The 12,920-nt window shown below is 73.3% G+C and carries 11 protein-coding genes and 1 pseudogene; 6 read left to right on the plus strand and 6 right to left on the minus strand.

What is annotated here, in order from left to right; translation table 11 throughout:
• Positions 1–91 precede the first annotated feature (91 nt).
• The 4 genes and pseudogenes from proC to EJG53_RS17820 all read right to left on the minus strand — a co-directional run.
• On the minus strand, positions 92–901 hold the full coding sequence (proC, locus tag EJG53_RS17805; protein ID WP_125045688.1) for a pyrroline-5-carboxylate reductase: 810 nt from the start codon (positions 899–901) through the stop codon (positions 92–94).
• A gap of 1,191 nt (positions 902–2,092) precedes the next feature.
• Positions 2,093–2,869 (minus strand): ABC transporter permease, encoded by a 777-nt coding sequence (locus EJG53_RS17810; RefSeq protein WP_125045689.1) that lies wholly within the window; start codon positions 2,867–2,869, stop codon positions 2,093–2,095.
• Positions 2,866–3,126, minus strand: coding sequence for a hypothetical protein (locus EJG53_RS17815; RefSeq protein ID WP_125045690.1), 261 nt, complete (start codon positions 3,124–3,126; stop codon positions 2,866–2,868). The genes EJG53_RS17810 and EJG53_RS17815 overlap by 4 nt, the downstream gene beginning before the upstream one ends.
• 32 nt (positions 3,127–3,158) lie before the next feature.
• A pseudogene (locus EJG53_RS17820) lies at positions 3,159–4,022 on the minus strand (ABC transporter ATP-binding protein); the annotation flags it as partial.
• A gap of 200 nt (positions 4,023–4,222) precedes the next feature.
• Between EJG53_RS17820 and EJG53_RS17825 the strand changes: the two are divergent.
• From EJG53_RS17825 to EJG53_RS17840, 4 genes are all read left to right on the plus strand, one after another.
• The gene (locus tag EJG53_RS17825; protein ID WP_125045691.1) at positions 4,223–4,612 is read left to right on the plus strand and encodes a hypothetical protein; all 390 of its coding nucleotides are present in this window, start codon (positions 4,223–4,225) and stop codon (positions 4,610–4,612) included.
• Between the two features lie 262 nt (positions 4,613–4,874).
• Positions 4,875–6,395 carry a SulP family inorganic anion transporter gene (locus tag EJG53_RS17830; protein WP_125045692.1) on the plus strand — a complete coding sequence of 507 codons (1,521 nt, stop codon included), beginning with the start codon at positions 4,875–4,877 and terminating at the stop codon, positions 6,393–6,395.
• Between the two features lie 101 nt (positions 6,396–6,496).
• Positions 6,497–7,915 carry a M1 family metallopeptidase gene (locus EJG53_RS17835; RefSeq protein ID WP_125045693.1) on the plus strand — a complete coding sequence of 473 codons (1,419 nt, stop codon included), beginning with the start codon at positions 6,497–6,499 and terminating at the stop codon, positions 7,913–7,915.
• 97 nt (positions 7,916–8,012) lie between these two features.
• On the plus strand, positions 8,013–8,507 hold the full coding sequence (locus EJG53_RS17840; RefSeq protein ID WP_244955192.1) for a nuclear transport factor 2 family protein: 495 nt from the start codon (positions 8,013–8,015) through the stop codon (positions 8,505–8,507).
• 44 nt (positions 8,508–8,551) lie between these two features.
• On the opposite strand, the gene EJG53_RS17845 is transcribed toward EJG53_RS17840, so the two are convergent.
• The gene (locus EJG53_RS17845; protein ID WP_125045694.1) at positions 8,552–9,079 is read right to left on the minus strand and encodes a hypothetical protein; all 528 of its coding nucleotides are present in this window, start codon (positions 9,077–9,079) and stop codon (positions 8,552–8,554) included.
• A gap of 326 nt (positions 9,080–9,405) precedes the next feature.
• Here EJG53_RS17845 and EJG53_RS17850 point away from each other — a divergent pair, with 326 nt between their 5' ends.
• A complete protein-coding gene (locus EJG53_RS17850; RefSeq protein WP_125045695.1) occupies positions 9,406–9,930 on the plus strand; it encodes a hypothetical protein in 525 nt (174 codons plus the stop codon).
• 28 nt (positions 9,931–9,958) lie between these two features.
• Here the strand turns inward: EJG53_RS17850 and EJG53_RS17855 are convergent, their stop codons facing one another.
• The gene (locus tag EJG53_RS17855; protein ID WP_125045696.1) at positions 9,959–10,363 is read right to left on the minus strand and encodes an SH3 domain-containing protein; all 405 of its coding nucleotides are present in this window, start codon (positions 10,361–10,363) and stop codon (positions 9,959–9,961) included.
• Positions 10,364–10,536: 173 nt separating this feature from the next.
• Here EJG53_RS17855 and EJG53_RS17860 point away from each other — a divergent pair, with 173 nt between their 5' ends.
• Positions 10,537–12,918: a protein kinase domain-containing protein gene (locus tag EJG53_RS17860; protein ID WP_125045697.1), complete on the plus strand. Its 2,382-nt coding sequence runs from the start codon at positions 10,537–10,539 to the stop codon at positions 12,916–12,918.
• Positions 12,919–12,920 lie beyond the last annotated feature (2 nt).

The following is a 12,920-nucleotide window of genomic DNA, read 5'->3' on the forward strand; positions in this document are numbered from 1 at the left end:
GCGGGTGTTGGGGGGGGAGGGTGTTGTTTGCGGTGGTGGCCACGGCCCCCGGGGTTCCGGGCCCGGGGGCGGAGGTATCGGGGGCGGGGGGTCAGCCGTTGCCCGAGGCGAGTTCGCGGCTGCGGTCGCGGGCCGCTTCGAGGGCGGCGATCAAGGCCGCGCGCACGCCGTGGTTCTCCAGTTCGCGGATGGCGTTGATGGTGGTGCCGGCGGGCGAGGTCACGTTCTCGCGGAGGGTGACCGGGTGCTCGCCGCTGTCCCTGAGCATGGTCGCCGCGCCGATCGCCGCCTGCACGATCAGGTCGTGCGCCTTGTCGCGCGGCAGACCGAGCAGAATGCCGGCGTCGGTCATCGCCTCGACGAGGAAGTAGAAGTACGCCGGGCCCGAGCCGGAAAGGGCGGTCGCGGCGTCCTGCTGGGACTCCGGGACGCGCAGCGTCTTGCCGACCGTGGCGAAGATGTCCTCGGCGCGGGTGAGGTGGGCGGCGGTGGCGTGGGTGCCGGCCGAGATGACGGACATCGCCTCGTCGACCAGGGCGGGGGTGTTCGTCATGACCCGTACGACGGGGGTGGCGGCGGGCAGCCGCTCTTCGAAGAAGGCGGTGGGGATGCCGGCGGCGCCGCTGATGACCAGACGGTCGGCGGGGGTGTGCGGGGCCAGCTCCGTGAGGAGGGTGCCCATGTCCTGCGGCTTGACGGTCAGGATCAGCGTGTCCGCGGACTTGGCGGCCTCCGCGTTGGTGACGGGAGTGACGCCGTAGCGGGTGCGGAGCTGGTCGGCGCGTTCGGGGCGGCGGGCGGTGACCATGAGGTCGGCGGGGGCCCAGCCGCCTCGGATCATGCCGCTGAGGAGGGCTTCGCCGATTTTTCCGGTGCCGAGTACGGCGACCTTCTGGGTCATGTTGCGGTTCACCTCGCCGGTGGGGCTGATGGGGGTACGGGGTGGGGTCCGCCCTGGCCCTGGCTTCGAGCTCGGCCTCGGCCTTGGTCTTGGCCTTGGCGGCCGGGCGGTGTGCGGGGGCTGCGATGCCCTGCCCTGGTCATCCTCGCATCGTGCGGAAGTGGGGGGTGGGGGTGTCCACGTTGCGGGCGGTGGGGGTGGGTGCGGGTGGTGCTCTTGTTGGACACCGTGATCGCCCGGCGGGCTCGTCCTCAAACGCCGGACGGGCTGGATTTGGCTGGGGTGGAGGCGGAAACGGACCGGCCGGATTGGGCTGGGGCCGGTGCCGGGGCCGAGACGGACCGGTTGGATTGGGGCGGGGTGGGGGCGGAGACGGACCGGCTGGATTTGGCCGGGGCCGGGGCCGAAACGGACGGGTCGGAATTGGCCGGGGCCGGGGCAGAGACGGACGTGCCTGAGGCGGCTGGGTGGGGCGAGATTGGACGGGCCGGATTGGGCGGGGTGGGGCGAAGCCGAATGGGCCGGGATGGACGAGGCGGGGCCGAGCCGGAGTGGACGGGGGCGGGGCCGAGCCGGACCGGTCGAAATGGGCGAAGGCCGGGGGCGGCGGTGTTCTGGGCCGCGTGTGGGTGGAGTGGCGTTGGGCTGGATTTGGATGGAGCCGGGACAGGAAGGGGAGGGGTGAATGTGGCGGGGTGTGATCAGACGGGCGGAAATTGGCTGAGGTCGGGGCGGGGTGGAAGGGCTGGATTTGGCTGAGACGGGAGGCGGACGGGGTGGATCGGGCGGGGCGGGAAGGGTTGGGTGAGGCGAGGGGCCGGAGACGGGCGGGATGGATTGGGTTGGACCGGTGCGGGGTGGGGGTGGGCGAGGCGGGGTGGGTTTGGTTTTGCTGAGGGAGGGGTGTGGCAGGCAGGCGTGATGTGGCTCTGGGGGCGGGGCGTGCTTGGGCGGGTGCGGTTTGGGTGTGGGGAGGGCGTAGCTAGGCGGGTGGGGCGCGGTGTCGCTGGGGCGGGGCGCGTGGGCGGCGTGGGAGGTCGCGCCGAGAGGGTGGGCGGGATGGGGTGGGTAGGGAGGTGGGGCGGAGTGGGGCAGGCAGAGGTGTGGGGCGGATAGAGGGGTAGGGCGGAGGGGGCGTGTGGGGCTGGTTGGAGGTGTGGGAGGGGGTGCGTGCGGCTGGTTGGGGGCGGGTCAGGGGGTTTGGCGGGGGAGGGTGGGGGTGGTGAGGGCGAGAGTCAGGAGGGTGAAGGTGGTGGTGAGGAGGATGTCGCGGAGGAACAGGGTGGTGGGGGCGGGGTGGGTGAGGATTTCGGTCATGGCGTCGACCGCGTAGGACATCGGGAGGACGGCGGAGACCGCTTCCAGGGCCGGCTGCATCGTGTCGCGTGGGGCGAAGAGACCGCACAGCAGGAGCTGGGGCATCAGGACGGCCGGCATGAACTGGACGGCCTGGAACTCGGTCGAGGCGAAGGCCGAGACGAAGAGGCCGAGGGCGGTGCCGAGGAGGGCGTCCAGGACGGCGACCAGGAGGAGCAGCCACGGCGAGCCGGTGATGTCCAGGCCCAGAAGCCAGACGGACAGGGCGGTGGCGAGGGCGGACTGGACGACGGCGAGGGTGCCGAAGGCCAGGGCGTAGCCGCCGAGGAGGTCGGCCTTGGACAGGGGCATGGCGAGGAGGCGTTCGAGGGTGCCCGAGGTGCGTTCGCGGAGGGTGGCGATGGAGGTCACCAGGAACATCGTGATCATCGGGAAGATGCCGAGGAGCGAGGCGCCGACGCTGTCGAACGTGCGGGGGTGCGCGTCGAAGACATAACGGAGCAGCGCGATCATCACGCAGGGGACGAGCAGCATCAGGGCGATGGTGCGCGGGTCGTGGCGGAGCTGGCGCAGTACCCGGGCGGCGGTGGCCAGGACCCGGGCCCCTGAGAGGGGGCGGGTGCGCGTGGAGTGCGACGGGGTGCGGGTCATGGGGTGGGCTCCGGGCGGCGGGGTTCCGGGGCGGCGGATGGGGTGGGCTCCGGAGGGCGGGGCGCTGGGGTGGCCGAGGGACGTTCGGTGAGTGGGAGGCCTTCGGCCGGCGGGGTGTGGTCGGTGGGCGGCAGGTCGTCGGCGGGCTGGATGTGGTCGGCGGGCGGGAAGCCCTCGACCGGCACGGTGCGGTCGGCGGGCGGCAGGCCCTCGGCGGGCGGGATGTGGTCGGCGGGCGGGAAGCCCTCGACCGGCACGGTGCGGTCGGCGGGCGGCAGGCCCTCGGCGGGCGGGATGTGGTCGGTGGGTGGGAGGCCCTCGGCGGGTGGGGGCGGTCGGCGGGCGGGGCTGTGTCCACCAGGTGGAGGAAGGCCTCTTCGACGGTGGCGGTGCCCGTACGGGTCCGCAGCGCGGCGGGGGTGTCCTCGGCGAGGATGCGGCCCTCGCGCATCAGGAGCAGCCGGTGGCAGCGCTCGGCCTCGTCCATGACGTGGGAGGAGACGAGGAGGGTGGTGCCGCGGTCGGCGGCGAGGCGGTGGAAGAGCTGCCACAGGTCGCGGCGGAGTACGGGGTCCAGGCCGACGGTCGGTTCGTCGAGAACGAGGAGTTCCGGGGCGCCGAGGAGGGCGACGGCCAGGGAGACGCGGCTGCGCTGCCCGCCGGAGAGGTGGCCGGCCAGGTCGTCGGCGTGCCGGGCGAGGTCGACCTCCTCGACGGCGCGGCGCACGCTTTCCCGGCGCTCGGCGCGGGCGGCGCGGCCGGGGCGCAGCACCGCGGCGAAGTAGTCGAGATTCTGGCGGACGGTGAGGTCGTCGTAGATCGCGGGTGACTGGGTGACGTAGCCGATGCGGGGGCGCAGGCGGGCGTGGCCGGCGGGGTGGCCGAGGACGTCGAGGGTGCCGGTCACCTTGGCCTGGGTGCCGACGACGGCGCGCATCAGGGTGGACTTGCCGCAGCCGGACGGGCCGAGGAGGCCGGTGACCCGGCCGGGCGGGACGTCGAAGTCGAGGTGGTCCAGGACGGTGCGGTGGCCGCGTACGACCGTGAGGGCGCGGGCCCGGACGGCGGCGGCTGTCCCGGCTGCGGTGGTCCCTGCGGGAGCGGTCCGGGTGGTCGGGGTCGGGGCAGGGCGGCCGCGACCGTAATTCATCATGCGGTGAATATTGCGCCCACGGCACGGCGCGTCAAGGGGCGAGGCGCACCCCGGCGGCCGCCGGAGTGCACGGAATCGACCATTCCTGTTCGATAACGCAGCGTTTACATGACGGTTACACAGTGACTCGATCGAAGTCGCACCGCTTTGGACACACTGAAGGTGAGTGTCCAGCCAGCCGGAGGAGGGGGGCCGACGCCATGCGCCGCGTGCTGCTGTTCCTCTTGGCGGCACTGCTGGCGTTCCCGGTCGGCTCGGGGATTGCGTACGGGCGGGCGGCCGGCGCCGGGGCCTGGGCCGGCGGCAGGGCGGGGACGCAGACCGTCGGCCTGGCCGCACCGTACGCATATACGTACGAGGACGGCGGCCCGGCGGAATCCGCGGGCGAACGCTGCCCCACCGGCCGCGCCGCGCGGTCCGCGACCGGCATACCGGCCTTCCACCCCGGCGACCAGGGCAGGGGCGCGAACGACCCCACGGTCCCGCCGGCCACCGGACCGGACCCGGCACTCCCGGTCACCGGTCGTGACGCCGCATCTCTGACGCGTTCGGGGCAGTTGCCCATCAGTTATCGCGTGTTCCGTTGCTGAGCGAGGGCTGACGTTCGGCGATCGGTGATCGAAAATCCGTGTTCGGTGATCACTGATCGGCCTTCAGCGCTCGGTGTTCGGTAATCGGATATCGGTAATCGGTTGAACGGCGTCGGCAGTCGTATCCCTGCACCCGTGCGCCCTGACGCACGCCTCTGAGCCCGGCTACGCCCGGACATTTCACCGCTCCGTCCTCTCCACTCTCCCCGCCCGGCGCACATCCGCGCCGTGCGGTCCGTCGCAACGCCCTGGAGGCACCCTCATGCAGAAGTCCCTTTCCAAAACATCGGACATACGCGCGGATTTCACCGCTTCCCTCGTCGTCTTCCTGGTCGCCGTGCCGCTGTGCGTCGGCGTGGCCGTCGCCTCCGGCGTCCCGGCCGAGCTCGGGCTCGTCACCGGCATCGTCGGCGGTCTGCTCACCGGCTTGCTGCCGGGCAGCAGTCTCCAGGTCAGCGGGCCGGCCGCCGGACTGACCGTCCTCGTGTACGAGGCGGTCCAGGAGTTCGGGCTGAGCGCGCTCGGTGCGCTGGTGCTGGCGGCCGGTGTGCTGCAACTGGCCATGGGGGCGCTGCGGCTGGGGCGCTGGTTCCGGGCGATCTCCGTGGCCGTCGTCCAGGGCATGCTGGCGGGCATCGGACTCGTCCTGATCGCCGGGCAGGTGTACGCGCTCACCGACGCCCGGCCGCCGGGTACCGGGCTCGCCAATCTCGGCGGGCTGCCGGAGCTGGCGTCCGACACGATCTGGTCGGACCAGGCGCTCACGGCCTTGGCGGTCGGTGTCGGCAGCATCGCCGTACTGGTGCTGTGGCCCCGGTGGAAGCGCGCGGCGCGCGTGCTGCCGGCGCCGCTCGCGGCCGTGGCGCTGGCCACCGTCACCGTCGCCGTCCTAGGTCTGCCGGTGGCCCGGGTGGAGGTCACGGGGTTGCTGTCGGCCGTCCAGCCGCCGGGCGGGGCGGACTTCGGGCAGTTGGCGGGGGTCGGCGCGGTCGGCACCGTGCTCGCGTTCGCGCTGATCGCGTCGGCCGAGTCGCTGTTCAGCGCGGCCGCTGTGGACCGGCTGCACGACGGACCGCGTACGGACTACGACAAGGAGCTGATGGCGCAGGGGGCGGGCAACGCGGTGTGCGGGCTGCTCGGCGCGCTGCCGATGACCGCGGTGATCGTGCGCAGCGCCGCGAATGTGCGGGCGGGGGCCCGTACGAAGGCGTCGCGGGTGCTGCACGGCGCGTGGCTGCTGCTGTTCGCGGCGGCGTTCCCGGCGGCGCTGGATGTCGTGCCGCTGGCGGCGCTGGCGGGGGTGCTCGTGCACGCGGGCGGCAAGCTCATTCCCGTACGGGACATGGTGCCGTTGTGGCGTGAGCATCGGGGGGAAGCCGTGGTGCTTATGGGGACGGCGGTGGCGATCGTGATCACCAACATGTTCGAGGGGGTGCTCATCGGGTTGCTGATGGCGGTCGCGAAGTCCGCGTGGGAGACCTCGCACGCGCATCTGGAGGTGTCGGACCTGGAGGACGGCGGGTCCGGGGCCGGGCCCGTTCGCGTACGCGCACTGGGAAACGCCACCTTTCTGCGACTGCCCAGGCTGCTGGACCAGTTGGAGGCGTTGCCGCCCGACCGTGACGTGATCCTGGACCTCTCCGGGCTGCGGCATCTCGACCGCGCCTGTGCGGCGGCGCTGGGCAACTGGGCGGAGCGGCGGCGGCCGGCCGGACTCGATCCGATCGCCGCCACCGCCACCCCTGCTCCTGCCTCCACCCCCACTCCTCCATTCAAGACATAAGGGGCGATAAGCGCCATTAAACGGAAGGGAGCGGCGTTGCGGGGCCAAAGGGCCGTAGGGTCGGGGAGCTTGATCCACCGTCCTACGACCCTAGGAGCCCCGTGATCCGCCGGCCTCTCCGCTCCTGCGGTGCGACCGCCGCGCTCTCCGTCGCCCTGCTGCTGTCCTCCTGCACGAGCGCGACGCGGCTGGACGGCACGCAGGGCGCGGGCAGTGTGCACGACCCGCTCTTCCCCGCCCTCGGCAACGGCGGGTACCAGGTCGGGCACTACGGTCTCGCCCTCGACTACGACGTACGCGGCGGCACGCTGGACGCCACCGCCGACATCAGCGCCACCGCGCAGGCCGACCTCGCCTCCTTCCAACTGGACCTCCAGGGGATGAAGGTGCACGGCGTGCGGGTGGACGGCGAGAGCGCCGAGTTCTCCCGCAAGGGCCACAAGCTGACGGTCCGCCCGCCCGCGACGGTCAAGAAGGGCGCCACGTTCCGTACGACGGTCGAGTACGACGGCGCGCCCGAGGAGATGACGGACGCGGACGGCTCGACCGAGGGCTGGGTCCGTACGGAGGACGGGGCGTTCGTCGCGGGGCAGCCGGCCGGGTCCATGACGTGGTTCCCCGGCAACAACCACCCGGGCGACAAGGCCGCGTACGACTTCAAGATCACCGTGCCGGACGGGTACACCGCCGTCGCCAACGGCGAGCTGCGCGGCCGGAAGAGCGCCGAGGGCCGGACCACCTTCGAGTGGCACAGCGCCGAGCCGATGGCCTCCTACCTCGCCACCGCGACGATCGGGAAGTTCACCGTCGCGGAGTCCCGCACGAAGAGCGGACTGCCCGTCTACACGGCCGTGGACCCGGCGGAGGCCAAGGAGAGCGCCGGGCCGCTGGGCAAGCTGGACGAGATCCTCGACTGGTCGGTGAAACGGTTCGGCCCGTATCCGTTCTCCTCCGCCGGGGCGATCGTGGACCACACGCCCGAGCGGGTCGACTGGGGCGCGCTGGAGACCCAGACCAAGCCGGTCTACGCCGGGGCGCCGGACGAGGGAACGGTCGTGCACGAGACCGCGCACCAGTGGTTCGGCGACTCGGTGACGCCGAAGACGTGGAAGGACATCTGGCTCAACGAGGGATTCGCGCAGTACGCCGAGTGGCTGTGGGAGGAGGACAAGGGCGGCCGTACCGCGCAGCAGCAGTTCGACGAGCTGTACAAGACCGCCGAGGACGACGAGGACGACGAGAACATCTGGGCCTTCCCGCCCGGCGACCCGGGCACCGCGGAGAACGTGACCGGCCAGCCCGTCTACAAGCGCGGCGCCATGGTCCTCCAGCAACTCCGGAAGGCCGTCGGCGACCAGGACTTCTTCGCGATCCTCAAGGACTGGCCCGCCGAACACCGCCACGGCAACGCCGACACCCAGCAGTTCATCGACTTCTGCCAGGACCGTACGAAGGTCGATCTGACCGACCTGTTCGACGACTGGCTGTACGGGGACGGGAAGCCGGACTGGGAGTACTGAGGGAGGGGCGGCCCGGTCGGCATCACCTCACCGCCCCACCGCCTCATTACCTCGGAAGTAATCGACGGTGGCCGGGGCGGCCCGCATCATCATCGGCATGACCAGCACTGATGCCCACGTCGCCACCGTCGCCACCGCCGAAGCCCCTGACGCCTCCGAAGCTCCTGACACCGCCGGAGCCCTTGACACCGCCGCAGTCGTCGACACCTATCTCGCCACGGTCGCGGACCCTGCGGCCACTCCCGAGCGCATCGCCGCGCACTACGGGGAGCGGGTCGACTGGATGTGTGCCGACAACCCGGCGGTGCCGTGGCTGCGGCCGCGCGCGACGCGGGACGACGTCGCGGCGCACTGGCGCGAGCTGCGCAAGCACACCGTCGCGGGCGCGGGCGGCGCGTCGGTCGACGCGCTGGTGATCTCGGGGCCGGAGGCCGTGCTGACCGGGCAGCTCTGGGGGACGGTGCGGGCCACCGGCAAGTCCTTCCGGTCGCCGTTCGCACTGCGGTTCACCGTCGAGGGCGGCGAGATCGTACGGCACCACGTCTACGAAGACAGCCTGGCGATCGCCGCGGCCTGCACGCCCGGGGAGTGAGGCGGTCGCGGTCGCGGCCCCGGACGTGAATCGCCGGGCGGTCGTTACCCGCGCTTCTTCTTCGCCTTCGGCGCCTTCTTCGCCGCCGGGTTGCCCGTGCGGGCGTTCCGGCGGCGTTCGTAGCGTTCGCGTTCCGCCTCGTACTCGGCGCGCCGTACCCCTTCCCCCGGTGCCTCGACGAGGCTGCGGCAGAAGTAGGCGAGCAGCGAGCCGATGAAACCGATGAGCAGCAGGCTCTGTGCGGAGCGGTCGGCCGGGCGGTCGGGGGCCGGGTCGGTGGCGGGGCGGGTCAGGCGTTCCCAGGTGCGGCGGAAGGCGACCGCGCTGCAGATCGCGAAGCAGGCCACGATCAGGACGTTGAGGAGCGAGCCGACCTGGGCGATCTCCAGGCCCTGGAAGGCGAAGCGCAGCACCACCGCGCCGGCCGCGGCGAGCGCCAGGGAGCCGATCGCGACGCCGGCCCGGCGCAGGCCGTAGCCACCGTCGTGGTGCACCCAGGTCGTCCCGAAGAAGCGGATCTCGGCCGGCTCGGGGCCGGGCCGGTCCGGGGCGGGCCGTGTCTCGTCGCTCATGGGGTCGATTATCCCCGGCGGGCCGGGTGCGGAGCGGCGATAGCATCCGCCTGTACATGCCAATCGGGGGAAGGTGCGGGATGCGCGGGCGATACGGGCGACGGGGCGCGGCGAGGCATCGGGTCACGGTGATCGGGGCGCTGCCCCTGCTGGTGGTCGCCGTCGCGGGGTGTGGTGGCGCGGCGCCAGGGCCCTCGGGCGGCAGTACCGCGACCGCCGGCGGCCACCCCGCAGCCACCGGGAGCCCGACAACCACCGGCACTCCCGCAGCCACCGGGACGCCCGCGGCACCGCGTCCCCTCACCGGAGCGCAGACGGCCCGGGCGATGCTCTCGACCATCGACCTGCCGGTGGGCTGGTCGGTGGCGAAGGAGGACCTGTCACCCGCGGTGGAGAAGGACGACCACGGCGTGCAGGACCTGAAGGGGGACGCGGCGTGCGACCGGGTGGTCGCCGACTCGTTCCGCGCCGTCCGGCCGAGCGCCGTCGTCAGCCGGACGATGGAGAACGGCATGGCCCGGCCCTCCCTGATGTTCGAGGTCAGGACGTACCCGGACGTACGGGGCGCCGGGCAGCAGCTCGAACAGGTCAGGCAGTTGCGGCGGGCGTGCGCGACGGCGACGGCGGGCCCGTACGCGGTGAGCTACGGGGTGCTGAGCGCGCCGCGGCGCGGAGACGAGTCGGTGGGCGTGCGCCTGCGGGTGGGCGGCAACCGGTTCGACGAGATCGTGATCCGGGTCGGCACCGGCGTCACCGTCGTCACGTTCCCCGGGGTCACCGGTGACGACGGCGGGCTGGTGGAGTCGGTCACCGCCCAGGCGACGGAGAAGCTTCGGCAGGCCGCCGGGTGAGACGCGGTACCGGCCCCGTACGGCCCGTTCAGTTCGCGCAGCGCGGTGCCACGAAACCGTCGCTGCCGGTGCGGACGTAGGTGTCCGAGACATACTGGCCGGGGGCGATGCAGTCCCAGATGTCGTTGGTGCCGTACGGGCCGCTGACCCGCTCGCCGTTGCGCTGGCAGCGGATGGCGACCCGCGCCCCGTACGGGAGCTGCCGTACGAGAGAGCTGCGGCTGCTGGGGCCGCTGCGGACGTTGAGGCGGTAGCCCGGCGCGACCGGGTAGGTGGCCGCGGTCGCCGCCATCGCCTGGACGGCGATGCCCTCGGCCTCGGTGACGGCCTCCGCCTCCGCGACCACCGCGGCCCCGTCCGGGACGGTGCTCGCGGACGGGTCTGCCGTGGTGCTCGCGGCGGTGCCGGCGGTGTTCTCCGGTGTGCTGGTCATGCGGACTCCCCCGTTGGACGGTCTTCGTGTGGACGAACGGTCCGGCCGGCCCGTACGCGGGTCACGGCGGCGCCGGTTCACCGCGCACGCTAGCAAGCCTCACCTGGCCCGTACGCACCATCGACTAGGCTCCGTGCGTCGCGACCGCGGCCCATGGACACGGGGGTGGGGAGATGCCGCCGCTGCGCGGTTCCGGAGCGGACCCGGAAGCGGAACGTCCGCTGTACGCGGGCCGGTACCGCCTGGACGCACGCCTGGGCGCGGGCGGGATGGGTGTGGTGCACCTGGCGCGGTCGTCGTCGGGGCTGCGCCTGGCGGTGAAGGTGGTGCACGCCGAGTTCGCCCAGGACCCCGAGTTCCGCGGCAGGTTCCGGCAGGAGGTGGCGGCGGCGCGGCGGGTGAGCGGCGCGTTCACCGCGCCGGTCGTGGACGCCGACCCGGACGCCGACCGGCCCTGGATGGCCACCCTCTACATTCCCGGGCCGACCCTCGGCGACCAGGTCAAACGCACCGGTCCGCTCGCTCCCGACGAGGTCCGCAGGCTGGCCGCGGGGCTGGCCGAGGCGCTGCGCGACATCCACCGGGCGGGCGTGGTGCACCGCGACCTCAAGCCCGGCAACGTGCTGCTCGCCGCCGACGGGCCCAAGGTCATCGACTTCGGTATCTCGCGTCCGTCGGACAGCGAGATGCGGACCGAGACCGGCAAGCTGATCGGTACGCCGCCGTTCATGGCGCCCGAGCAGTTCCAGCGACCGCGCGAGGTGGGGCCGGCGGCGGACGTGTTCGCGCTGGGGTCGGTGCTGGTGCACGCGGCGACCGGGCGGGGGCCGTTCGACTCGGAGAGCCCGTACATCGTCGCGTACCAGGTGGTGCACGACGAGGCGGATCTGACGGGTGTTCCGGAGGACCTGGCGCCGCTGATCCGTACGTGTCTGGCGAAGCGGCCGTCCGACCGGCCGACTCCGGACGTGCTGATGCGGATGCTGCACACCGAGGGGCCCGTGGAGGTTCACGGCGGCGTGCCGGCGGGCGGGTCCGTTCCCGAGGAGGCGCGGGTTCCGGCGCAGCGGCAGCCCGCGCGCGTCGTCTCCGCGCCGGCCGGGGCCGGAGCGGGCGCTGATGCCCGGGCCGCTGACGCCGCGGCGGACACGCACGTACGGGCCCGTCGGACGGAAGCCGAACCGGTGGCGGGAGCGGCAGCCGGAGCGGGTCCGGAAGCGGAACCGGAACCGGAAGCTGGGCGGCGCGCGGAGGGCAAGGCGACGCATTCCGCCAAGTCCCCGAAGGGGAACGCCACTCCCCCGGAATCCACCCCCGCCCCGCGCCGCCGCCGCTGGGCCGCCTGGGCCGCCGTGGCCGCCGTGCTCACCGGGGCGGGCGTCTTCGCGGGCGTACGGTTCCTGGGCGCCGAGGACCCGCCGGCCCTGCAGACGCACACCGCCGGCAGCACCGCCGACAGCGCCGCCCCGGCCTTCCGCCCGTGGCACACCCAGCTCGTGCGGCGGCCCGCCGGCCACCCGGCCGAGATGCCGTTCTGTGCGTACGGCGCTTCCGCGCTGTTCTGCGTCGAGCGGGGGCTGAAGGCCGCGCGGGTGGACGGGGAGCACGGCGCGGTGACGTGGCGGCGGCCGGGCGGGCCGGTCCGCAAGAGCGACATTCCGCCCGGTGCGCCGGTGTTCTCGGGCGGGCTGCTCTACGTACGGTCGCCGGACGGCAAGCGGCTGGAGGCGCTGGACCCGTCGGCCGCGGGGCAGGGCGCGGTGCGCTGGAGCAAGGATCTGAGCGGGTACGACGCCGAGGTCCGCTTCGTGGGCGAGACGATTCTGCTGACCGCGCCGGACGGCATGATCACCGCCCTGGACAGCGCCACCCACCGGGAGCGCTGGCACCACCGGTTCCCGGCCCAGCCGCTGGGCCAGTTCACCGCGTACGGGGACGGCCGTACGGCGTACGCGGCGACCGTCTCGGCCGACGGCACCTCCACCGTCGTCACCGCGATCGACCCGCTGCACGGCTCCCTGCGCTGGGAACGCCGGCTGCCCGGCTCGCTCACCCCGGCCGGTACGGGCGCGTCCGGCTCGCTCTACCTGACCGCCGCCGACCCGCTGCTCGTCACCCGTACGTCGGCCGTCGTCCGCTACGACCCGGCGACCCACCGGGTGCGGCGCCTCCCGCTGGACGCGCCGGTCGACGACGCGGCGGGCGTGGTGCGCGGCGAGACGGTGTATGTGCTCGCCACCACCGGCGGCACACTCCAGGCCGTCGGTGACCGGCGGTGGAGCGTGGAGACCTCGGTGAGCCGGGGGTCGGAGCCGGTGCTCGACCCGAAGGACGAGCGGCTGTACTTCACCGGTGCCGACGGCCGGCTGCTGGCCGTGGACACCCGGCGCGGCGCGCTGCTCGGCCAGACGCCGCCCCGGCTGGCCACCGGCCGCAGCGGCTACCTGGAGAAGCTGCCCGCGCCGCTGCCGGACCCGAGGGGCGGCCGGATCTACGCGGCGGCCCCGGACGGCTCGGTGTTCGCCGCGAACGCGGAGAACCCCGCCCGCTGGTGAGG

It is taken from the genome of Streptomyces chrestomyceticus JCM 4735 (assembly GCF_003865135.1).
GTDB classification, from domain to species: domain Bacteria; phylum Actinomycetota; class Actinomycetes; order Streptomycetales; family Streptomycetaceae; genus Streptomyces; species Streptomyces chrestomyceticus.

What these genes read in the sequence shown, in the direction of transcription:
- EJG53_RS17840 (WP_244955192.1), top strand. Translation starts at nt 8,013, where the DNA reads ATGACCAGCACTGATGCCCACGTCGCCACCGTCGCCACCGCCGAAGCC.
- EJG53_RS17850 (WP_125045695.1), top strand. Translation starts at nt 9,406, where the DNA reads ATGCTCTCGACCATCGACCTGCCGGTGGGCTGGTCGGTGGCGAAGGAG.
- EJG53_RS17830 (WP_125045692.1), top strand. Translation starts at nt 4,875, where the DNA reads ATGCAGAAGTCCCTTTCCAAAACATCGGACATACGCGCGGATTTCACC.
- EJG53_RS17810 (WP_125045689.1), bottom strand. Translation starts at nt 2,869, where the DNA reads ATGACCCGCACCCCGTCGCACTCCACGCGCACCCGCCCCCTCTCAGGG.
- EJG53_RS17825 (WP_125045691.1), top strand. Translation starts at nt 4,223, where the DNA reads ATGCGCCGCGTGCTGCTGTTCCTCTTGGCGGCACTGCTGGCGTTCCCG.
- EJG53_RS17855 (WP_125045696.1), bottom strand. Translation starts at nt 10,363, where the DNA reads ATGACCAGCACACCGGAGAACACCGCCGGCACCGCCGCGAGCACCACG.
- EJG53_RS17860 (WP_125045697.1), top strand. Translation starts at nt 10,537, where the DNA reads ATGCCGCCGCTGCGCGGTTCCGGAGCGGACCCGGAAGCGGAACGTCCG.
- proC (WP_125045688.1), bottom strand. Translation starts at nt 901, where the DNA reads ATGACCCAGAAGGTCGCCGTACTCGGCACCGGAAAAATCGGCGAAGCC.
- EJG53_RS17845 (WP_125045694.1), bottom strand. Translation starts at nt 9,079, where the DNA reads ATGAGCGACGAGACACGGCCCGCCCCGGACCGGCCCGGCCCCGAGCCG.